Source organism: Caulobacter sp. GW821-FHT09A05 (genome assembly GCF_059418465.1).
The window spans coordinates 1-20825 of the sequence record NZ_JBWKPX010000007.1 but is presented as its reverse complement, the minus strand read 5'-3'; the positions used below and the strand labels follow the sequence as shown (position 1 = coordinate 20825).

Below are 20825 nucleotides of genomic sequence, written 5' to 3'. Positions count from 1 at the left end.
GGGGCGAAATCCGCGTCCTTCGACAGGCTCAGGATGAGGATTTCGACTGTTGGCGCGGCGCTACAATAGCCCTCATCCTGATCTTGTCGAAGGACGAGGGCGGGCCCACGGGCCTCACAGGTAGCTCAACCGCCGCGCCCCGCGCAGGAAGCGCATGAACGGGGCCGGTCGTCCAGGGTCGGCCAGGCGCTGGGCTGCCTCGGAGACGACGAAGCGGGTGATGTTGGGCAGGTCCAGCGCGCGGGCCTGGTCGAAGTCGAACCAGCCGATCTCGTCCAGCTCGCCGCAGTCGGGCTGGCGCTCCAGGCTCAAGAGGGCGCTGGCGGGGGCCATGAAGAACCGGGCGTCGAAGCGGCGGGTGCGGTAGGGCGGGGTGATGGCCCGGGCCACGAAGGCCAGCGGCGCCAGGTCGGGCAGGGCGCCCTGGGCCAGGAACGGCCGCCAGGCCCCGGCGCCCGGCCGCGCCGGAGCCGCCTGGGCCAGCAGCAGGCCGGTCTCCTCGAAGGTCTCGCGCACCGCCGCCAGGGCCAGGGCGCGGGCCAGGCGGGCGGGGCTGGGATGACGCGGTTCGAGGGCCAGGCGCGCGGTGGTTTCGGGCGACAGCTCGCTGGCCGAGGGGGCGGCGTAGTCGCCTCGGTCGACCCGGCCGCCGGGAAACACCCACTTGTCGGCCATGAAGGCCAGGCCCCGGTTGCGGCGACCCATCAGGATGCGGGGCCGGGAACCGTCGTCGCGGACCACGATCAGGGTGGCGGCGTGGCGCGGCTTCAGCACGCCGGCGGTCGGGTCGCGGACCTCGCCGTCGTTGCGGGTGTCGAACTGGGCGTCGATGGGCTCGTCCATTTCATGAGCTTAGACCCGACTCGCGGCGACGCCAGCCATCCGTAGGGCGGGTTGTTTCCCCGCTCTCTCAATCCGTTGTCATCCCGGAAGCCTCGCAGAGGCTGTCCGGGATCCAGGGGACTGGGCGAAGGCGGTGCGGTTCCCCTGGATCCCCAACAAGCGCTGCGCGCTTTCGGGATGACAACCGTTGAGCAGGACAGGCCCGCGTCCGCGCCTTGACCCCTTCCCGCGCCCCGCCCAAGCTCGCCGCGGGGATTTCAGGAATCGAGGGACGGCATGTTCGCAAGGGTTTCCGGGCTGGCTCTGGCCGCCGCGCTGCTGGCCACGCCGGCCTTCGCCGCGCCCACCACCGCCCAGGTCGCCGCCGCCGCCAAGGCCGTCCAGCCCAAGGTCGTCGCCTGGCGGCGCGACATTCACGAGCATCCCGAACTGGGCAACCAGGAGGTCCGCACCGCCGCCCTGGTCGCCAAGGAACTGCGCGCCCTGGGCTTCGAGGTGCGCGAGGGCGTCGGCCGCACCGGCGTGGTAGGCGTGCTGAAAGGCGGCAAGCCCGGCAAGGTGGTGGCCCTGCGCGCCGACATGGACGCCCTGCCGGTCGAGGAGAAGACCGGCCTGCCGTTCGCCTCCAAGGCCACGGCCCAGTGGGAAGGCCGGACCCTGCCGGTCATGCACGCCTGCGGCCACGACACCCACGTGGCGATGCTCTTGGGCGCGGCCACCGTGCTGGCCGGCCTGAAGGCCCAGATCCCCGGCACGGTCGTGGTGATCTTCCAGCCGGCCGAGGAGGGGTCCCAGGCCGGCGAGGAGGGCGGGGCGGGCCTGATGATCCGCGACGGGGCCCTGGACCACCCCAAGGTCGACGCCATCTTCGGCCTGCACATCGGCCCCGGCGACGCCCACGCCCTGAACTACCGGGCCGGCGGCTTCTATGCGGGCTCCGACCGGCTGACGATCACCGTCAAGGGCAAGCAGACCCACGGGGCGCGGCCCTGGGCCGGGGTCGACATGGCCAGCGTCGCGGCCGACATCGTCCAGGCCTTCAACCAGCTGTCGGCCCGCCAGGTCGATGTCGGCGCCTCGCCCACCGTCCTGACCGTGGCGACCATCAACATGGGGGTGCGCAACAACATCATCCCCGAAGACCTGACCATGACCGGCACCCTGCGCACCTTCAACGCCGAGCGCCGCGCCGACGTCATCGACAAGGTCCAGAAGACGGTGGCGGCCATCGGCGACCGCTATGGGGCCAAGGCCCAGGCGGTGTTCACCCAGCCCTATCCGGTCACCCGCAACGACCCGGCCCTGTCGGCCTGGGCCAGGCCGGTGCTGGAGCAGGCCTCGCCCGGCAAGGTCGACGACCAGGCGGCGCTGGTCACCGGCGCCGAGGACTTCTCCCGCTATGGCGAGAAGGTCCCGGCGGTGTTCGTCCAGCTGGGCGGCCGTCCGGCCAGCGTGCCAGCCGCCACGGCCCCGGCCAACCACTCGCCCTATTTCGACGTCGACGAGGCGGTGTTCGAAACCGGCGTGAAGGCCGAGGTCTTGCTGGCGCTGGATTATCTGGCCAAGAAGTAGCGCGCCCCGCGCGCCCAAAGGAGACCTGCTTGCGATCGTTGTTTCTGGCCGCCGTCGCGGCCCTGGCGCTGTCGAGCCCGGCCGTGGCCCAGACCGCTCTGACGCCCAATGTCGGCGGCCGGGTCGCGCCGCTGCCGAACGGCGCGGCGGCGTTCGGCTGGCCGGGGGTCTATTTCGAGGGGCGGTTCACCGGTCCGTCCGTCGAGGTGGCGGTCGATCCGGGGGCGGAGCACCTGGCGATCAGCCTCGACGGCCAGGTCCGCGCCGAACTGGCCAAGCCGGGCGCGGTTCGCCTGGCCTTCAAGGACCTGGGGCCCGGCGAGCACGTCGTGCGGCTGGACAAGCTGACCGAAAGCCAGTCCGGTTCGGCGCGCTTCCTGGGTTTCTTCGTCGGCGGGGGCGGCCAGGCCCTGCCGCCGACGAGCCGTCCGCACCGGATCGAGTTCATCGGCGACTCCCACACGGTGGGCTACGGCGTGCGCTCGACCAAGCGCGACTGCACCCAGGCCGAGATCCACGACCTGACCGACACCAGCCTGACGTTCGGCCCGATCCTGTCGCGCCGGCTGGACGCCGACTACCGGATCGTCGCCTTCTCCGGGCGGGGCGTGGTGCGCAACTACGGGGGGGCCTCGCCGGGCCAGCCCCTGCCGGCGCTCTATCCGCGGCTGATCCCCGGCCAGGCCACGCCCACGGTCGATCCGGCGGAGCCCTGGCGGCCCGAGCTGATCGTCATCGGCCTGGGCACCAACGACTTCTCCACGCCCGTCGCCCCGGGCGAGCCCTGGGCCGACGAGGCCGCCCTGCACGCCGACTATCGCCAGGCCTATGCCGGCTTCATCCGCGACCTGGCCCGCCGCCAGCCCCAGGCGCGTTTCCTGCTGATCGCCGGCGACAGCTTCGCGGCCGATGTCGAGGAGGTGGCCAAGACGGTCGACGCCGAGACGCCCGGCCTGGCGACGCCGGTGCGGATCACCGGCATGGACCTGGGCGCCTGCGACTGGCACCCGTCGATCGCCGACCAGAAGATGATGGCGGATCGGCTGGAAGCGGCGGCGCGGGTTTTGCCGGCGTTCTCGGCGCGGTAGGAAACTGGTTGTCATCCCGGAAAGCGCGGCGCGCTTGTCCGGGACCCAGGTGAACCGCAAGGCCTTTACCCAGTCCCCTGGGTCCCGGACAGCCTCTGCGAGGCTTCCGGGATGACAACGAGAAGGGGCGCGTCTACCGCCGCTTCCCGCGCCGCACGCCCTTGGGCAGGCCGCCGCGCGGTTTGACGGGCGTCCGCGCCCGCACGCCAAGCCTCGGGCGCGGGGCCTTCGGATCGGCCGGCAGGGCGTCGGTTAGCATCTCGAACAGCAGGCCGCCGGTCACGGGCGTCGCCTCGCGCAGCTTGACCTCGACCGCCAGGCCCAGCGGGAAGCGCTTGCCGGTGCGCTCGCCGACCAGGGCGTGCATGCGGTCGTCGTGGACGAAATATTCCTCGCCCAGGGTCGAGACCGGAACCAGGCCGTCGGCCCCCGTCTCGTCCAGCTTCACGAACAGGCCAAAGCGGGTGACGCCGGTGATCCGGCCGGTGAAGGTCGCGCCCACCCGGTCGGCCAGGAAGGCGGCGATGTAGCGGTCGGTGGCGTCGCGCTCGGCGGCCATCGCCCGGCGCTCGGCGTGGGTGATGACCTCGGCGGTGTCCTTGATCTGGGCGATGTCCTGGTCGGTCAGGCCGTCGGTCCCCAGGTTCAGGGCGCGGATCAGGGCCCGGTGGACGATCAGGTCGGCATAGCGGCGGATCGGGCTGGTGAAGTGGGCGTAGCGGGCCAGGTTCAGGCCGAAGTGGCCCAGGTTGTCGCTGGAATAGTGGGCCTGCATCTGGGTGCGCAGGACCACCTCGTTGATGATCGCCGCGTGCGGGCTCTCGCGGGTGTCGTCCAGCAGCTTGTTGAAGCGCGCCGTGGTCGGGGCCTCGCCCTTCGACCACTTGACCTCCAGGGTCTGCAGGAACTCGACCAGGCTCATGACCTTTTCCTGGCTGGGCGTGTCGTGCACCCGGTAGATCAGCGGCAGGCGCTTGGCCTCCAGGGTCTCGGCCGCCGAGACGTTGGCCTGGATCATCATCTCCTCGATCAGCTTGTGGGCCTCGAGGCTGGCGCGGCGGGTGATCGACTGGATCTCGCCCTCGCGGATGACGATGCGGCGCTCGTCGCTCTCGATGGCCAGGGGCGAGCGCGCCTCCCGGCCCTTGCCCATCAGGCGGAACGCTGCCCACAGGGGGCGCAGGATCGGGTCCAGCAGCGGCCCGGCCTTGTCGGCGTCCTGGCCGTCGGGCGGGGCGACGCCGTCGATGGCGGCCTGGGCCTGCTCGTAGGACAGCTTGGCGGCGCTGCGCATCAGGCCGCGCACGAACTTGTGGCTCTTCTTGCGGCCCGTGGCGTCGAACACCATCCGCACCGCCAGGGTGGCGCGGTTCTCGCCTTCGCGCAGCGAGCACAGGCCGTTGGACAGGGTCTCGGGCAGCATCGGCTCCACCCGGTCGGGGAAGTAGACGCTGTTGCCCTTCTCGCGGGCGTCGCGGTCCAGGGCCGAGCCGGGGCGGACATAGGCGGCGACGTCGGCAATGGCCACCCAGACGACCCAGCCGCCGACATTGCCGGCGTCCGGATCCGGATGGGCGTAGACGGCGTCGTCGTGGTCGCGGGCGTCCACCGGGTCGATGGTCACGAACGGCAGGTCGCGCAGGTCGTCGCGGCCCTCCAGGGTCGGCGGCTGGGCCGCGCCCGCCTCGGCCTCGGCCTCTTCCGAGAAGCCGGTCGGGATGCCGTGGCTGTGGATGGCGATCAGCGAGGCGGCGCGCGGATCGTCCTCGCTGCCCAGGACCTCCAGGATCTTGCCGAACTTGGGTCCGTAGCGGGCGCCGGCCCCGCTGACCTGGGCCAGGACCAGGTCGCCCTCCTTCAGGCCCTCGGCGGCCTGGTTGTCGATCAGCAGGCTTTCCTTGGACTTGCGGTCGACCGGCTCGACGCGGGTCTCGCGCCGGTGCTTGCGGACCACGCCCAGCAGCTTGTGGGCGCTCTGGCCCAGGCGCTTGATCAGCCGGGCCTCGGTCTCGCCGCTCTCCAGCCGGTCGAAGCGCACCAGCAGCCGGTCGCCCATCCCCGGCGCCCCGCCGGCCGCCTCGCCCTTGCCGGGGGCCAGGCGCACCTGGGGCGTATCCTCGGAGTCCTTGGTCAGGCGCACATAGAGGTCGCCGTCGGCGTCGCGTTCGACGACGTCGACGACCCCCACGGGGGGCAGCGCCCCGGCTTCCGCGAAGCCCCGTCTGCCGCGCTTGCCCAGGCTGCCGTCGGCCTCCAGGGCCCGCAGCATCTCGCGCAGGGCCCGGCGGTCGGCGCCCTTCAGGCCGAAGTGGCGGGCGATGTCGGCCTTGCCGCTCTCGCCGGCGTCGCGCAGGAAGGCCAGCAGGGTCTCGCGATCCGGCAGGCCGGCGGGCGGCTTGGCCGCCTTTGATGCGGCGGGGAACTTGGACGACTTGGGCGAGCGAGGTTTGGCCATGGTCTCCGGTCTAACGCGGTCCGGGGGCGATTGGCCAAGGGAAAGCGTCCGGCGCGGCGTCAACTTCGGCCGAAAGAGCGTCCGACGACAGGGAGAGCAGGGCGTTTCGGCGTCAGCGGTCCATCGGGACGGCCGCCGATGGTGGGCGGCTGGACGCGCCGTCCAGGCGCTCGACGCTGACCTTGATCGGCCGGCTGCCCAGCCTGGCGCCGGACACCGCGTCGACGCCGACGGGGTCGATCTCCCGCCCCGTCGTCTCGTCGATGAAGCGCGCGAACTGGCCGTCGCAGTTGCGTTGGGCCCAGGCCCCGAACAGCAGCAGGACCGGCAGGAAATCCTGGCCGGCCGGCGTCAGGACATATTCCTCCCGCGGGGGGCGTTCGGAATAGAGGCGTTTTTCCAGCAGGCCGCCGGCGGTCAGGGCGGCCAGTCGCTTGGTCAGCATCGTGGGCGCGATGCCGAGATTTTTCCGGAACTGGTCGAAGCGCGTGACCCCGACATGCGCCTCGCGCAGGATCAGCATGGTCCAGGTGTCGCCCACGCTGCTGACGCCGCGGACGATGGGGCAATGCCGTGCAACGCTATTATTCGACATGGTATCATTTCGATAGTGACTAACTACTGAAATGATAGTATCTCGCTTCCCGTCGGCGATCCAGTCCGACGTGAAGGTGAGACATGGCTAGGAAAGACAGCAGCGTCGCGCTCGTTACGGGCGCGTCTTCGGGGATCGGCCTGGTGGTGGCCCAGTCGCTGGCCAAGGCCGGCTATCGGGTGTTCGGGACCAGCCGAAAGCCCCTCCCTGACAGCGCGGGCGTGACGATGCTGGTGTGCGACGTGACCAGCCAGGCCTCGGTGGACCAGGCGGTCGAGACGATCATCGGCCAGACCGGGCGCATCGACCTGGTGGTCAACAACGCCGGCGTCGGCCTGCTCGGCGGGGCCGAAGAATCGTCGATCGCCCAGGCCCAGCGTCTGTTCGACGTGAACGTGTTCGGCGTGGCCCGGGTCGTCAACGCCGTCCTGCCGATCATGCGCCGCCAGAAGAGCGGCCGGATCGTCAACATGAGTTCGTTGCTGGGCGTGATCCCGTCGCCGTTCAACGCCTTCTACGCGTCGACCAAGCATGCGATCGAAGGCTATTCGGAATCGCTGGACCACGAAGTGCGCGAGTTCGGCGTCCGCGTCGTGCTGGTGCAGCCCGGGGTCACCCGCACGGCGTTCGAGGAAAACCTGACCCGGGCCGATCAGCCGATCGCGGTCTACGACACGGCGCGCGCGCGCAGCGAGGCGCTGATGCGCCAGTGGGTGGAGGCGGGCGACCCGCCGCAGGTCGTGGCGGACGCGGTGGTGCGGGCGGCTGGCGCCGCGAAGCCCAAGCTGCGCTACCCGGCGGGCAAGCAATCCAACCAGCTGGGCGCCCTGCGGCGCTTTATCCCGTCCGCCGCGTTCGACAACGCCGTCCGCAAACACTACGGGTTTTCGACCTAATAGAGGTCCTCGATCCGCTGCGGCGGGGTCTGGACGGGGGGCGGGGCTTCCGGCTTCTTCTCGACCGGGGGCGGCGCGGCGGGCGGGGTCTCGACGACCGGCGCGGCGACCACGGGGGCGTCCTCGACCACCTCGACCGGCTTGGGCTTGGGGGCCTCGACCGGCGGCGGCGGCGCGACCTCGGCGACGGTCGGCGTGGCCTCGCGCACCGGCACGCCCGAGACCTCGGCCAGGGGCGCCGTCGAGGCCGCCTCGCGGTCGGTCTTCAGCAGGGCGTTCTTGAGGCCGAACGCGAAGCCGCCGACGCTGATGGCCGACAGGATCACGACCACGACAGGCAAGGGCAGGGGGCGTTCGAGCGACGTCATGGGGCCAGCTTAATCTCACCGCCGAGGCGCGTCACGCCTCGGCTTTGGCCTTTGTCGCGGCGGGTTTCTTGGCTGGGGCCTTCTTGGCCGCCGGTTTCTTGGCCGGCGCCTTCTTCGCGGGGACGGCTCCATCCGTCGCCGCGGCGGCCTTCGCCTTGGCGGGCGCCTTCTTGGTGGCGGCCTTCTTCGCCGGCTTCTTGCCGCCGCCGCCTTTGGCGACCCGCTCGGCGATCAGGGCCACGGCCTCGTCCAGGGTCAGGGCGGCCGGATCGGCGCCCTTGGGGACATTGGCGTTGGTGTCGCCGTGCTTGATGTAGGGGCCGAAGCGCCCCGACAGCACGCGGATCGGCTTGCCGTCCTCGGGATGGTTGCCGAGTTCAGCCAGGGCGGCCGCCTGGCCGCGTTGCGGACGCCCGCCGCCGGCCCGCTTGTCGGCCAGCAGGGCCACGGCGCGGTTCAGGCCGATGTCGAAGACGTCTTCGGGGTTCTCCAGGTTGGCGTAGGTGCCGTCGTGCAGCACGAACGGCCCAAAGCGCCCCAGGCCGGCGGTGATCGTCTTGCCGTCGTCCGGGTGGGCGCCGACCTCGCGGGGCAGGGACAGCAGGCGCAGGGCCTTCTCCAGGTCGACCGCCGCCGCCGTCCAGCCCTTGGGCAGGCTGGAGCGCTTGGGCTTGTCGCCGCTGTCGGCCGCCGCCAGTTCCTCGACATAGGGGCCAAAGCGCCCGTTCTTCAGCCACACCGCCCGGCCGGTCGCCGGATTGATCCCCAGCTCCTTGTCGGCGGCCTCGGCCTCGCCGTCGCCCTCGCTGGTGGCCAGCTGGCGCGTATAGCGGCATTCGGGATAGTTGCTGCAGCCGATGAAGGCCCCGAACTTGCCGGTCTTGAGGGAAAGCTGTCCCGTGCCGCAGGTCGGGCAGGTGCGCGGGTTGGAGCCGTCGCCCTTGTCCGGGAAGATGTGCGGGCCCAGGGCCTCGTTGAGGGCGTCGAGCACATTGGTGGTGCGCAGCTCGGCGATCTCGCCGACCGCCGCGGCGAAGTCCTTCCAGAAGTCGCGCAGGAACTGCTTCCAGTCCAGCTTGCCGTCCGACACCAGGTCCAGCTGCTCTTCCAGGGCGGCGGTGAAGTCGTACTCCACGTAGCGGCGGAAGAACTGCTCCAGGAAGGCGGTGACCAGCCGACCCTTGTCCTCGGGGATGAAGCGCTGCTTCTCCATGCGGACATAGGCGCGGTCGCGCAGCACGGTCAGGACCGAGGCGTAGGTCGAGGGGCGGCCGATGCCCAGCTCTTCCATCTTCTTGACCAGGCTAGCTTCCGAATAGCGCGGCGGCGGCTCGGTGAAGTGCTGGTCGGCGCGGGCGTCCAGCACCTTGGCGGCCGCGCCCTCCTCGATCATCGGCAGACGGGCGGAGTCCTCGTCGCCCTCGTCGTCGCGGCCTTCCTCATAGACGGCGAGGTAGCCGGGGAAGAGGACGACCTGGCCCGTGGCGCGCAGGCCGGTCTGGCCGTCGGCGCTCTCCAGGTCGACCGTGGTGCGCTCGATGCGGGCGCTCTCCATCTGCGAGGCGATCATCCGCTTCCAGATCAGCTCGTAGAGGCGCCCAAGGTCCGGCTCCAGGCGCAGGGAGCCCGGATTGCGCTTCAGGCTGGTGGGACGGATGGCCTCGTGGGCCTCCTGGGCGTTCTTGGCCTTGGCCTTGTAGTAGCGCGGCGTCTCGGGGACGTAGGTCTCGCCATAGACGTTGCCGATCACGCTGCGCGCCTCGGCGATGCCTTCCGGCTCGACCGACACGCCGTCGGTCCGCATGTAGGTGATCAGGCCGACGGTCTCGCCGCCGATGTCGATGCCTTCGTACAGCTTCTGGGCGGCCTGCATGGTGCGCTGGGCCGAGAAGCCCAGCTTGCGGGCGGCTTCCTGCTGCAGGGTCGAGGTGGTGAAGGGCGGGGCGGGCGAGCGCTTGCCGGGCTTCTTCTCGACCGCGGCGACCTTGAACACGGCCTTCTGCACCGCGGCCCGGGCCGCCAGGGCCGAGGTCTCGTTGTTGAGGTCGAACTTGGTGAGCTTCTTGTTCTCATGCTTGACTAGGCGGGCCAGGAACGGTTCGGCGCCGGCCGTGACGTCGGCCTCGACCGTCCAGTATTCCTGGGTCTTGAAGCGCTCGATCTCCAGCTCGCGGTCGACGATCAGCCGCAGGCAGACCGACTGCACCCGGCCGGCCGAGCGCGAACCGGGGAGCTTGCGCCACAGCACCGGGGACAGGGTGAAGCCGACCAGGTAGTCCAGGGCGCGGCGGGCGAGGTAGGCCTCGACCAGCTCCATGTCGATGTCGCGCGGATTGGCCATGGCCTCCAGCACGCTCGACTTGGTGATGGCGTTGAAGGTGACGCGCTGGACGGTCTTGTCCTTGATCGCCTTCTTCTTCTGCAGCACCTCCAGCACGTGCCAGCTGATGGCCTCCCCCTCGCGGTCGGGGTCGGTGGCCAGGATCAGGCGGTCGGCGCCCTTCAGGGCGTCGACGATGTCGGACACCCGCTTGGCGGCCTTGCCGTCGACTTCCCAGCTCATGGCGAAGTCGTTGTCCGGTTCGACCGACCCGTCCTTCGACGGCAGGTCGCGGATGTGGCCGTACGAGGCCAGGACCTTGTAGTCGGACCCGAGATACTTGTTGATGGTCTTGGCCTTGGCCGGGCTCTCGACGACGACGACGTTCATTAGGACCTTGGTGCCTGGGAATTGGGTTCGTCCCCGAGGCGAACCCCAAGGGGAGCGCTAAGGCGGCGAGGGCCGGAAAGTGGGGGCGGCGCCAGGGGTCTGTCAACGGCGGCCTTGGCGGACGGACGATTTGGCTCCGGGCTCTCTCTATAGAGAGAGGAATATTTGGCCCTACGCCGCCTGGCCGCCGATCAGCCGCATCATCGTCTGCGGATCGCGGGCGATGGCCGTGAGCAGGGCTCTGGCGGGAGCGTCGGGATAGCTGCGTTCCTGCTCCCAGTCGCGGACCGTGGACAGGGGCAGGCGGAAGGCCTCGGCGAACTGCGCCTGGGTCATGTCGAGCCGCCGCCGGATGTCCTTGACCGCGTTGACGCGCTTGGCTCGCGCCAACTGCTCCGCCGTCAGGGGCGGATTATCCGGATCGGAAAGAGCGTTGGCCTCGATCTCTTCTTCGGTCATCGCCCTCAGGCGCGCCCAGTCGGTCTCGCCGACGGGAAATCTAGGGTTCGCCCCCGAAATAGTGACTCTCTTCACGCCGGCTGGCGGTGCGGGCCGAGATGATCCTGTGATGGTCTTGGGCATGGGAGACTGTCACCACGAGCAATAGGCGTTGCGAGCTCAAGCCAATGATGTGCAGGCGCTCTTCGTCATAGTCGAAACGATCGTCGATGATCTCGACGCGATGAGGATCCAGAACCGCGAGACAGGCCTCTTCGAAGCTCACGCCATGCTTGGCGAGATTGGTGCGCGCCTTCTCGATATCCCAGTCGAAAGTGAGGTCCATAGTACGGATATCCAGTACCTGGGGCAAGGTGAGGTGATCAGGCCCCCGCCACCATCCCGCCCGGCAGCAGTTCGGCTCGCTCCGCCAGGGCCAGCTCGACCAGCGCGGCCATCACCGCCGAGGTCGGGGCGTGGGTGGCGCGGACCAGTTCGTCGCGCGAGACCGGGGTCGGCGACAGCAGGCGGGCGATGTCTTCGCGCAGGGCGTCGTGGTCGATGTCGGCGCCCTCGTCCTCGGCCGCGTAGGGCCTTTCGCGCTCGCGCAGGTGGGCCTGGCCCGACAGCGACCTCAGCACGTCCTCGACGCCCTCGCACAGGATCGCGCCCTGGCGGATCAGGTCGTTGGGCCCCTTGGCGCGCGGGTCCAGCGGCGAGCCGGGCACGGCGAACACGTCGCGGCCCTGCTCGGCGGCCAGACGGGCGGTGATCAGCGAGCCGGACTTCAGCTCGGCCTCGACCACGACCACGCCCAGCGACAGGCCCGAGATGATGCGGTTGCGGCGGGGGAAGTCCTTGGCCTGGGCCCGGCGGTCGGGGGCGCTTTCGCTGACGATGCAGCCGCCCTCGCCGGCGATGCGGGCGTGCAGGTCGGCGTGCTCGGGCGGATAGATGTCGCTGACGCCGCCGCCCAGCACCGCCACCGTGCCGGTCGCCAGGGCGCCCTCGTGGGCCGCGCCGTCGACGCCGCGCGCCAGGCCCGACACCACCACATAGCCGTGCCGGCCCAGTTCCGCGGCCAGCTGGCGGGCGAAGCGCTGGCCGCCGGCCGAGGCGATCCGCGCCCCGACGATGGCCAGGCTGGGCTGGGACAGCAGTTCGGCATGACCCAGGGCCCACAGCACCGGCGGCGGCGGATCCAGGGCGGCCAGGCGCGGGGGAAAGTCCGGCTCGCAGGCGCAGATCAGCCGTGCGCCCAGGCGCTGGCCGCAATCCAGTTCCCGCAGGACCTCGGCCTCGGGCGGCGGGCGCAGGGGCGAGGCGCGGCCGGCCCGGCGGGCCAGGTCGGGCAGGGCGACCAGGGCCCGCTCGGCGGAACCGAACCGGGTCAGCAGATGATCGAAGGCGACGGGGCCGACCGTCTCGGTGCGCGCCAGGCGAAGCCAGGCCAGGCGCTCCTGATCCGAGAGGTGGCGCGGGGTCACGCGGCGCCGGTCTTGTCTTGGGGAGGCGGCGCTTCGGCCGTCTTCTTCTTGCCGATGCGGGGCTCCTGGCCCTTCAGCAGCCGGCCGATATTGTCCTTGTGGCGGATGAAGATCAGCACGGCCATGAACAGGGACAGGCCCAGGAAGGCGGCGTCCTGGTCGGTGGCCAGGGCGAACGGGGCGGCGAAGGCGGCGGCGACCAGGGCGGCCAGAGAGCTGATGCGGAACAGGACGGCCACGGCCAGCCAGGTGACGGCGGCCAGAAGCCCGACCGGCCAGCAGGCGGCCAGCAGCACGCCGTAGAAGGTGGCCACGCCCTTGCCGCCCTTGAACTTCAGCCAGACGGGGAACAGGTGGCCGGTGAAGGCCGCGCCGCCGGCCAGGGCGATGACGAAGGGGTTGCCGTGGCTCAGCCAGCGGGCCAGCAGCACCGCGACCACGCCCTTGCCGGCGTCGCCGAGCAGGGTGATGGCGGCCAGGTCCTTGCGGCCCGAACGCAGCACGTTGGTCGCGCCGATATTGCCCGAACCGATCTGCCGGATGTCGCCGGCCCCGCCCAGCCGCGTGGCGATCAAGCCGAAGGGGATCGAGCCCAGCAGGTAGCCGCCGAGCAGGGTGAGGCCGAGGGACAGGTAGACGGCTTGGGCGAGATCTTGCACGGATTGCGACCTATGGATGTGGTGAAGCTGCCCGGCGAGGCGGGCGCATGGCAAGGGCGAAAACGCCGGTTTCGACTTTTATAGCGGAGCCTGCGGCGCGGGCTCCACCGTTTTCCCGGAGTTACTCGCGGGGGCGGTGCTCGTCCAGCCGCCCCATTCCGGCGCTTCGAACCCCGCCAGCCCCTTGTCGCGGAAATGAGAGTCAGGCCCGCAGCTCGGCGCTCACCAGGGCGAGGGCGTTGCGGAGGCCCCGCTCGAGGAGCTCATCGGAGAGCCGTCGGTCGGTCAGGGCGCGGGACAGTTGCAGCGTCCCGGCCATGAGGCCCAGGAGGCTGAGCGCCTTCACGCGGGCCGAGAGCGGATCTTCGGGCGCCATGCGGGCGGCCAGGCCGTCGATGACGACCAGTACGCTGTCGGTGTACGCCTGCCTGATCGCGTCCGCGCTGCGCCCGATCTCGTCGAGCAGGGCGGCGTTGGGGCAGCCGTCCCCGAGGTCGTCGCGGTGATGGGCCGACAGGTACCAGCGTATGATCTGTTCGAGACCGGCCGGGCCGGGCTCCGTCAGCTCGACGATGCTCGCGTGCAGGGCGTGCAGCTGGTCGGTGACGGCCTCCGCGACCAGGCTGTCCTTGGAGTCGAAGTGGGCGTAGAAGGCGCCGTTGGTGAGATCCGCGTCCTTCATGAGCGTCGCGACTCCGGAGCCGTCGATGCCATCCCGCTTGAGCCGCCGACCGGCCGTCGCGATGATCCGCCGCCTGGTCTCCTGCTTGTGTTCCTTCGTATAGCGCGCCATCAGCTCGGCATCCGGTTGAACTTGCGGATGACGCCATCGAAGACCCGAGCCGGGGCGACGCGGTGCACGGCTTTGATGGTCCGGGCGGTCGCGCCGGCGGTGCGCCGTAGTTTCGGGTTCCGGTCGATGGCCGCCGCGACGATCACCTTGGCCACGACGGCGGGGTCGTCGCCGCCGCGGAGGTTCTGCTCCAGCAGTTCGTCATAGTTGCGCCGTCCCGCCGCGTAGAGCGGCAGGGGGGTGTCGGCCACCACGCTGTGGCCCGCGAACGGCGTGTTGATCGGACCAGGCTCGACGAGCAGGACCCGGACGCCCTGGTCGCGAACCTCGTGGTCCAGCGACTGCGAGTAGCCTTCGACCGCGTGCTTGGTCGAGACGTAGAGGGCCATGAACGGACTGGGGACGAATCCGCTGAGGGACGAGACGTTGATGATGCGTCCGCGGCCTTGGGCGCGCATGTGCGGCAGGACCGCCTTGGTCGTCCGCATGACCCCGTAGACATTGATGTCGAAGATGTCCCGCGTCTGAGCGATCGAGAACTCCTCGGCCGCGCCGGTCGTGCCGACGCCGGCGTTGTTGATCAGGACGTCGATGCGCCCGAACCGGTCGATCACCTGCCTGACCGCCGAGGCGACGGAGTCATCGCTGGTCACGTCGAGGTCGAGATAGGTCACCCCGGCGGGCGCGGTGAGCCGCGCGGTGTCGCGGCCGGTTCCGATCACCTGGAAGCCCGCGGCGGCCAAGGCGATCGCCGTGGCCTTGCCGATGCCTGAGGAGGCGCCCGTTACGAGCGCGACTTGCGGGGTAGCTGTCATCACAGGCTCCTGAAGTTTTGAATTATGATCATACTATAATGGCGCCGAGCGACCGCTGGGCAAGGCTTCCTGTGGAATAAATTATGTTCGTACTTTACGGAGCGGCGCACGGCTTCGCCTGTCATCCTGGACAAGCTTGGCGAAGCCCGAGCGCCGGTCCGGGACCGCTGCAAGCGTCGAGTCACCCCGGTCCCGGATCTTCGCACTACGCGCTTGTCCGGGAATGACAGGCCTTTTGCGCATAGGTAAGGGGAAAACGGATCCGTCCCCGGCGTATCCACGACGAACCCCAGCAAAATCAACGCCCTGAACTTTCTCGACCCCAATCTGTCCTCACCCCTTCGGACCACCCTTATCCTGGTCCCACCTCGTCGCGTGGAAAGGGCGCATGGCCAGCGACCGATGCGGCGGCGGGGGGCGATCGAGCGGGACTGGGCTGGAGGGGGTTACTCCAGCGTGTCCGGGGCCTTCCATCGTTGGGAAGCCCGCCCGCCGTCGGCGTCGATGGGGACCAAGCGCGTGTGTCGTAGATCCGCGCCCTCGTCGCCGGAGTCCGTCGGAAACGGCGGGGTCCGGAGTCCGGCTAAGCCTCAACAGGGCTGCCTACCGGACGCTGGCGGATAACGACCGCGCGGAGCGATCTGGGCTTCGTCGAAACGGTAATAGTCAAAACACTCCGGACGATGTCCGGCGCTCCGCGACCCTTTCCATCAGCTCACAGCCAAAAGCGTGAGATCGAGAGATCGTGCCTGTGAAAGACCCCCTCGGTCGGCTTCGCCGACAGCTCCCCCCGAGGGGGAGCATCTATCGCGGCGTAGATCCTCCCCCTCTGGGGGAGGTGGCCCGAAGGGCCGGAGGGGCAGGTGTTCAGCGCGCCAAAGTCCCGAGTGTCCACAAGGGGTGGCTGGCTAAAGCCTACCCCTCTGCCCGATGCGCCACCCGTCCATCCACGATCGTCATCAGCACCTGGCCCTGCAGCCGGCGGCCGTCGAACGGCGAGTTCTTGGACTTCGACAGCAGCTTGGCCGCGTCGACGATCAGCGGGGCGTCCAGGTCGCACAGCACCAGGTCGGCCGGGGCGCCGGGGGCGATGCGGCCCGACTGCAGGCCGATCAGGGCGGCGGGGGCCAGGGTGACGGCGCGGATCAGGTCGACCAGCGGCAGGCGCTCCTCGTGATAGAGGCTCAGCAGGGCCGGCAGCAGGGTTTCCAGGCCCACGGCGCCGGGGGCGGCCTCGTCATAGGGCAGGCGCTTGTCCTCGGCCGGGGCCGGGGCGTGGGCCGAGACGACGATGTCGATCAGGCCCGAGGCCAGGGCCTCGATCAGGGCCTGGCGATCGTCTTCGCCGCGCAGGGGCGGGGTGACCTTGGCGAAGCTGCGATAGTCGCCGATGTCCAGCTCGTTGAACGACAGGTGGTTGATCGAGGCGCTGGCGTGGATCCGCAGGCCCCTGGCCTTGGCGCGGGCCAGGGTCTCCAGGGCCTGGGCGCTGGTGACCTGGTCGACCAGCAGGCGGCCGCCCGTGGCCTCCAGCAGGGCGACGTCGCGCTCCAGCATGATCCGCTCGGCCATCGGCGAGATCGAGGGCAGGCCCATGCGGCCGGCGAACTCGCCGCCGGTGGCCGCCCCGCCCTTGGCCAGCCACGGGTCCATCGGCCGGTGGGCCAGCAGGGTGTCGAAGCCGCGGGCGTAGGTCAGGATGCGCTGCATCACCTTGCTGTCGACGATCGGCCGGTCGGCGTCGGTGACGTAGACGCAGCCGGCTTCGCGCATCAGGCCGATCTCGGCCATCTGCTCGCCTTTCAGCCCCTTGGTCGCCGCGCCGGCGCAGAGGATGCGGGCGGCGTCGATGTCGCGCGAGCGGCGCAGGATGAAGTCGACCACGCTGGGGTCGTCGACGGCCGGGTCGGTGTCGGGCTGGACGACGAAGCTGGTCACCCCGCCGGCCGCGGCGGCCCTGGCGGCGCTGGCCAGGGTCTCCTTGGTCTCGGCCCCCGGCTCGCCGGTCTTGACCCGCAGGTCGATCAGGCCGGGGGCCAGCATGGCCCCGCCGCAGTCGACGACGCGGACGTCCTTGCCGAGCTTGCCGAACTCGCGCCCCTTGGCGACGTCGGCGATCACCCCCTCGGAGACGATGACGCCGCCGGGGCCGTCATAGCCGCTCTCGGGATCGACCAGCCGGGCGTTGATCAGGGCGAGGGGCGGGGATGAGCTTGTCACTTGCCGTGCTCCTCGAGCCGATGCGCCAGAGAGGCCAGCACCGCCATCCGCGCCGCCACGCCCATCTCGACCTGGTCCTGGATCAGGCTGATCTCGGGATCGTCGGCGACGTCGGAATCGATCTCGACGCCCCGGTTCATCGGCCCGGGGTGCATGACCTTGGCCTTCGGCGCGGCCTTGGCCAGCTTGTCGCGGTCCAGGCCGTAGAAGCGGAAGTATTCGCGGGTCGAGGGCACGAAGGCGCCCTGCATCCGCTCCAGCTGCAGGCGCAGCATCATCACCACGTCGGCCCCGGCGATGCCGGCCTTCATGTCGTGGTGGACGGTGACGCCCCAGCGCTCGGCCTGGGCCGGCATCAGGGTGGGCGGGCCGACCAGGCGGACGCTGGCGCCCAGCGTGTGCAGCAGGGCGACGTTGGAGCGGGCCACGCGGCTGTGCAGCACGTCGCCGCAGATCGCCACGGTCAGGCCCGAGACCCGGCCGAAGGCGCGGCGGATCGACAGGGCGTCCAGCACCGCCTGGGTGGGGTGCTCGTGCTGGCCGTCGCCGGCGTTGATCACGCTGCCGCTGACCTTCTGGCTCAGCAGGCTGGCGGCGCCGGACGAGGCGTGGCGCACCACCAGCAGGTCGGGCCGCATGGCGTTCAGGGTCACGGCGGTGTCGATCAGGGTCTCGCCCTTGGTGATCGACGAGGTGCGCGGGCTCATATTGACCACATCGGCGCCCAGGCGCTTGCCGGCGATCTCGAAGCTGGACTGGGTGCGGGTGCTGTTCTCGAAGAACAGGTTCATCAGCGTCCGCCCCTTGAGGATGTCGAGGGACTTGGTCGTCTGGCGATTGAGGGCGACGAAGGCGTCGGCCAGGTCCAGCAGCTCGGTGGCCTGCAGGGCGTTCAGGTCGCCGGCCGACAGGAAATGGCGTCGAGGGAACGAGAAGATGCGGGCGCGGATCGTCTCGATCGGCGCGGCGGGCTCATGGGGCGGGGGCTTGGCCGTCATGAGTGCGCGTATTACGGGGCTTTGGACTCGGAGGGAAGGCGGCGCGATCTTTTCGCTTCCATAGGGTGGGTGATGCCGACATACCTACCAAAGGCAGAGGTCGTTCTGGCCCTTGTTTTTCTGCGAGCGTCGAGACGACGTCCGCCATCCCAAGAAGGAAATGACGATGCAGATGCACCGTTTCTATCTGGCCGATTTCATTTCGGCGTCAGAGTCGGTCAAATTGAAGCGCGCGGGGAAATGGCTCCGAGGCATCGTGATCGCTTCGTTGGCTGTGTTCGCCAAAGACAAACTCAACGAGGTTTTCGACGCAGTCTGGAGCCTTGTCGCGGGCATCATCCTGAAGCCGGCCTAAAACCCCTTGCCCGCCGCCTCGTTGATCCCCCGGATGCGCTCCAGCGCGCCCTGCAGGATCCAGCCGGCGGCCATCTTGTCGACCACCTCGCCGCGGCGCTTGCGGTTGACGTCGTGCTCGTCGATCAGCACCCGGGTCACGGCCGCCGTCGACAGGCGCTCGTCCCAGAAGGTGATCGGCAGGTCGGGGTTCAGGCGCAGCAGGTTGCGGCCCAGGGCCCGGTTGGACTGGCAGCGCACGCCTTCGGTGCCGTCCATGTTCATGGGCAGGCCGATGACGATGCCCACGGCCTTGCGGCTGTCCATCAGCTGGAACAGGGTCTTGGCGTCGTCGCTGAACTTGCCCTTCTTGATCAGGGCCAGGGGGCTGGCGACGGTCAGGGTGACGTCGGACACGGCCACGCCGATGGTCTTCTCGCCGGGGTCCAGGCCGACGATCGGCCTGTAGTCGGGGAGGGCGGCGGCGAAGTCGGCGATGTCGAGGACGGGCATGGGTCCTCATATCACGGCCAAGCGCCCTCCCGACAAGGGAACGCTTGTCAAAGCGCCCCTCACACGGCTAACCCACGCGCTTGGAATTCAGGAGGCCCCCATGGCCATTGACGCCGCCACCGTGCGGAAGGTCGCGCGGCTCGCCCGCATCGCCGAACCCGAAGAGCGCATCGAGGCCCTGGCCCAGGAGCTCAACGGCATCATGACGTGGATCGAGCAGCTGGCCGAGGTGGACACCGACGGCGTCGAGCCGCTGACCAGCGTGGTGCACGCCGGCCTGCCGCTGCGCGACGACGTGGTGACCATGGGCGGCGACGCCGACCTCGTCACCAGCAACGCCCCCAAGTCGGTGGGCGGCTTCTTCGTGGTCCCCAAGGTGGTCGAATAATGAGCGCGCTGACCTCTCTCACGCTGAAGGGCGCGCTGGACGGGCTGGAGGCCGGGGACTTCACCTCGGTCGAGCTGACCCAGGCCCATATCGAGGCCGTCGAGGCCGCGCGCGGCCTGAACGCCTTCCTGGTCGAGACGCCCGAGCGGGCCCTGTCGATGGCCGCCGCCTCGGACGCAAGACGTGCTCTTGGCGCTGGCCGTCCGCTGGACGGGATCCCGCTGGGCATCAAGGACCTGTTCTGCACGCAGGGCGTGCCGACCACGGCCGCCTCGAAGATCCTCGAGCCGTTCGTCCCGTCCTACGAGTCGACCGTCACCAGCCAGCTGTGGCGCGACGGGGCGGTGATGCTGGGCAAGCTGAACCTGGACGAGTTCGCCATGGGCTCGTCCAACGAGACCAGCGCCTACGGCCCGGTGGTCAATCCCTGGCGCAAGGCCGGCTCGAACCAGGCCCTGACGCCGGGCGGCAGTTCGGGAGGCAGCGCCGCGGCCGTGGCCGCCGACCTGTGCCTGGGGGCCACGGCCACCGACACCGGCGGCTCGATCCGCCAGCCGGCGTCGTTCACCGGCACCGTGGGCATCAAGCCGACCTACGGCCGCTGCTCGCGCTGGGGCACGGTGGCCTTCGCCAGTTCGCTGGACCAGGCCGGCCCGATCGCCAAGACCGTCGAGGACGCGGCGATTCTGCTGACCTCGATGAGCGGCCACGATCCCAAGGACTCCACCAGCCTGGACGTGCCGGTTCCCGACTTCGCCGCCTTCGTCGGCAAGTCGGTCAAGGGCCTGCGGATCGGCGTGCCGAAGGAGTATCGCGTCGACGGCATGCCGGCCGAGATCGAGAAGCTGTGGGCCGACGGCATCGCCTGGCTGAAGGACGCCGGCTGCGAGATCGTCGAGATCAGCCTGCCGCACACCAAGTACGCCTTGCCGGCCTACTACATCGTGGCCCCGGCCGAGGCCTCGTCGAACCTGGCCCGCTACGACGGCATGCGCTACGGCCTGCGGGCCGAGGGTTCGAACCTGACCGAGGTCTACGAGAACACCCGCGCCCAGGGCTTCGGCGACGAGGTCAAGCGCCGCATCCTGATCGGCACCTATGTGCTGTCGGCCGGCTATTACGACGCCTACTACCTCAAGGCCCTGAAGGTGCGCCGCCGCATCGCCGAGGATTTCGACAGCGCCTGGGAGAAGGTCGACGCCATCCTGACCCCGACCGCGCCGTCGGCGGCCTTCGGCCTGGGCGAGAACAGCAACGACCCGATCGCCATGTACCTGAACGACGTGTTCACGGTGACCACCAACCTGGCGGGCCTGCCGGGCCTCAGCCTGCCCGCCGGTCTGGACGCCAACGGCCTGCCGCTGGGCCTGCAGATCATCGGCAAGCCGCTGGACGAGGGCACGGTGTTCTCGGTGGCCGGGGCGATCGAGAAGGCCGCCGGCTTCAAGGCCAAGGCGACGAAGTGGTGGTGATCCGCCGCCCCTAGGACGACGAAAAGGGCGGCCCCGCGAGGAGCCGCCCTTTTTTACGCTACGCCACTGAAAACTACATCGGGGTGTCCGGCGTGGCGGGGACCGCGGCCGGGGCGGGCGTCGGGGCCGGAGCGGGGGCGGGCGCCGGCGCGGCGGGCGCGGCGATCACCGGCGTCGGGGCC

The 20825-nt window shown here is 70.1% G+C and carries 20 protein-coding genes; 6 read left to right on the top strand and 14 right to left on the bottom strand.

The genetic code is table 11. The features are described 5' to 3' along the window. Positions 1 to 114: 114 nt before the first annotated feature. Positions 115 to 843 carry an NUDIX hydrolase gene (locus AC07NX_RS08725; protein ID WP_494640934.1) on the bottom strand — a complete coding sequence of 243 codons (729 nt, stop codon included), beginning with the start codon at positions 841 to 843 and terminating at the stop codon, positions 115 to 117. Positions 844 to 1119: 276 nt separating this feature from the next. On the opposite strand from AC07NX_RS08725, the gene AC07NX_RS08720 reads away from it, so the two are divergent. Together AC07NX_RS08720 and AC07NX_RS08715 are read left to right on the top strand one after the other, a co-directional pair. Beyond that, the gene (locus tag AC07NX_RS08720) at positions 1120 to 2415 is read left to right on the top strand and encodes an amidohydrolase (protein WP_494640932.1); all 1296 of its coding nucleotides are present in this window, start codon (positions 1120 to 1122) and stop codon (positions 2413 to 2415) included. Positions 2416 to 2444: 29 nt separating this feature from the next. Next, entirely contained in the window at positions 2445 to 3503 is a 1059-nt protein-coding gene (locus tag AC07NX_RS08715) for an SGNH/GDSL hydrolase family protein (protein ID WP_494640930.1), read from the top strand. 133 nt (positions 3504 to 3636) lie between these two features. Here the strand turns inward: AC07NX_RS08715 and rnr are convergent, their stop codons facing one another. Both rnr and AC07NX_RS08705 read right to left on the bottom strand, forming a co-directional pair. Then, complete coding sequence (rnr, locus tag AC07NX_RS08710) at positions 3637 to 5958, bottom strand: ribonuclease R (protein ID WP_494640928.1); 2322 nt, start codon at positions 5956 to 5958, stop codon at positions 3637 to 3639. Positions 5959 to 6070: 112 nt separating this feature from the next. Further along, on the bottom strand, positions 6071 to 6553 hold the full coding sequence (locus AC07NX_RS08705; protein WP_494640926.1) for a winged helix-turn-helix transcriptional regulator: 483 nt from the start codon (positions 6551 to 6553) through the stop codon (positions 6071 to 6073). Positions 6554 to 6636: 83 nt separating this feature from the next. On the opposite strand from AC07NX_RS08705, the gene AC07NX_RS08700 reads away from it, so the two are divergent. After that, complete coding sequence (locus AC07NX_RS08700) at positions 6637 to 7449, top strand: oxidoreductase (protein ID WP_494640924.1); 813 nt, start codon at positions 6637 to 6639, stop codon at positions 7447 to 7449. Here the strand turns inward: AC07NX_RS08700 and AC07NX_RS08695 are convergent. The 10 genes from AC07NX_RS08695 to AC07NX_RS08650 form a co-directional block, all read right to left on the bottom strand. Further along, a complete protein-coding gene (locus AC07NX_RS08695; protein ID WP_494640922.1) occupies positions 7446 to 7817 on the bottom strand; it encodes a hypothetical protein in 372 nt (123 codons plus the stop codon). The genes AC07NX_RS08700 and AC07NX_RS08695 overlap by 4 nt on opposite strands. Positions 7818 to 7848: 31 nt before the next feature. Beyond that, a complete protein-coding gene (gene topA / locus AC07NX_RS08690; protein WP_494640920.1) occupies positions 7849 to 10527 on the bottom strand; it encodes a type I DNA topoisomerase in 2679 nt (892 codons plus the stop codon). Between the two features lie 171 nt (positions 10528 to 10698). Then, entirely contained in the window at positions 10699 to 10986 is a 288-nt protein-coding gene (locus tag AC07NX_RS08685) for a helix-turn-helix domain-containing protein (RefSeq protein ID WP_494640918.1), read from the bottom strand. A 40-nt stretch (positions 10987 to 11026) separates the two neighbouring features. Further along, positions 11027 to 11311: a BrnT family toxin gene (locus tag AC07NX_RS08680; protein ID WP_494640916.1), complete on the bottom strand. Its 285-nt coding sequence runs from the start codon at positions 11309 to 11311 to the stop codon at positions 11027 to 11029. Between the two features lie 37 nt (positions 11312 to 11348). Next, positions 11349 to 12452 carry a DNA-processing protein DprA gene (gene dprA / locus AC07NX_RS08675; RefSeq protein ID WP_494640914.1) on the bottom strand — a complete coding sequence of 368 codons (1104 nt, stop codon included), beginning with the start codon at positions 12450 to 12452 and terminating at the stop codon, positions 11349 to 11351. Then, the gene (gene plsY, locus AC07NX_RS08670) at positions 12449 to 13111 is read right to left on the bottom strand and encodes a glycerol-3-phosphate 1-O-acyltransferase PlsY (RefSeq protein ID WP_494640912.1); all 663 of its coding nucleotides are present in this window, start codon (positions 13109 to 13111) and stop codon (positions 12449 to 12451) included. Before plsY ends, dprA begins: the two co-directional genes overlap by 4 nt. Positions 13112 to 13313: 202 nt before the next feature. Further along, positions 13314 to 13904: a TetR/AcrR family transcriptional regulator gene (locus tag AC07NX_RS08665; RefSeq protein WP_494640910.1), complete on the bottom strand. Its 591-nt coding sequence runs from the start codon at positions 13902 to 13904 to the stop codon at positions 13314 to 13316. Further along, positions 13904 to 14719, bottom strand: a complete 816-nt coding sequence (locus tag AC07NX_RS08660; protein WP_494640908.1) for an oxidoreductase — start codon at positions 14717 to 14719, stop codon at positions 13904 to 13906. The genes AC07NX_RS08665 and AC07NX_RS08660 overlap by 1 nt, the downstream gene beginning before the upstream one ends. A gap of 915 nt (positions 14720 to 15634) precedes the next feature. Further along, the gene (gene pyrC, locus AC07NX_RS08655) at positions 15635 to 16939 is read right to left on the bottom strand and encodes a dihydroorotase (RefSeq protein WP_494640906.1); all 1305 of its coding nucleotides are present in this window, start codon (positions 16937 to 16939) and stop codon (positions 15635 to 15637) included. After that, the gene (locus AC07NX_RS08650; RefSeq protein ID WP_494640904.1) at positions 16936 to 17937 is read right to left on the bottom strand and encodes an aspartate carbamoyltransferase catalytic subunit; all 1002 of its coding nucleotides are present in this window, start codon (positions 17935 to 17937) and stop codon (positions 16936 to 16938) included. The genes pyrC and AC07NX_RS08650 overlap by 4 nt, the downstream gene beginning before the upstream one ends. A gap of 166 nt (positions 17938 to 18103) precedes the next feature. Here AC07NX_RS08650 and AC07NX_RS08645 point away from each other — a divergent pair, with 166 nt between their 5' ends. Then, entirely contained in the window at positions 18104 to 18292 is a 189-nt protein-coding gene (locus AC07NX_RS08645) for a hypothetical protein (RefSeq protein WP_494640902.1), read from the top strand. Here AC07NX_RS08645 and ruvX read toward each other — a convergent pair. After that, positions 18289 to 18783, bottom strand: coding sequence for a Holliday junction resolvase RuvX (gene ruvX, locus AC07NX_RS08640; protein WP_494640900.1), 495 nt, complete (start codon positions 18781 to 18783; stop codon positions 18289 to 18291). The two genes, AC07NX_RS08645 and ruvX, sit on opposite strands and share 4 nt — an antisense overlap. 100 nt (positions 18784 to 18883) lie before the next feature. Here ruvX and gatC point away from each other — a divergent pair, with 100 nt between their 5' ends. Together gatC and gatA are read left to right on the top strand one after the other, a co-directional pair. Further along, the gene (gatC, locus tag AC07NX_RS08635; RefSeq protein WP_494640898.1) at positions 18884 to 19171 is read left to right on the top strand and encodes an Asp-tRNA(Asn)/Glu-tRNA(Gln) amidotransferase subunit GatC; all 288 of its coding nucleotides are present in this window, start codon (positions 18884 to 18886) and stop codon (positions 19169 to 19171) included. Further along, complete coding sequence (gene gatA / locus AC07NX_RS08630; RefSeq protein WP_494640896.1) at positions 19171 to 20643, top strand: Asp-tRNA(Asn)/Glu-tRNA(Gln) amidotransferase subunit GatA; 1473 nt, start codon at positions 19171 to 19173, stop codon at positions 20641 to 20643. Before gatC ends, gatA begins: the two co-directional genes overlap by 1 nt. The last annotated feature ends 182 nt before the right edge of the window (positions 20644 to 20825 follow it).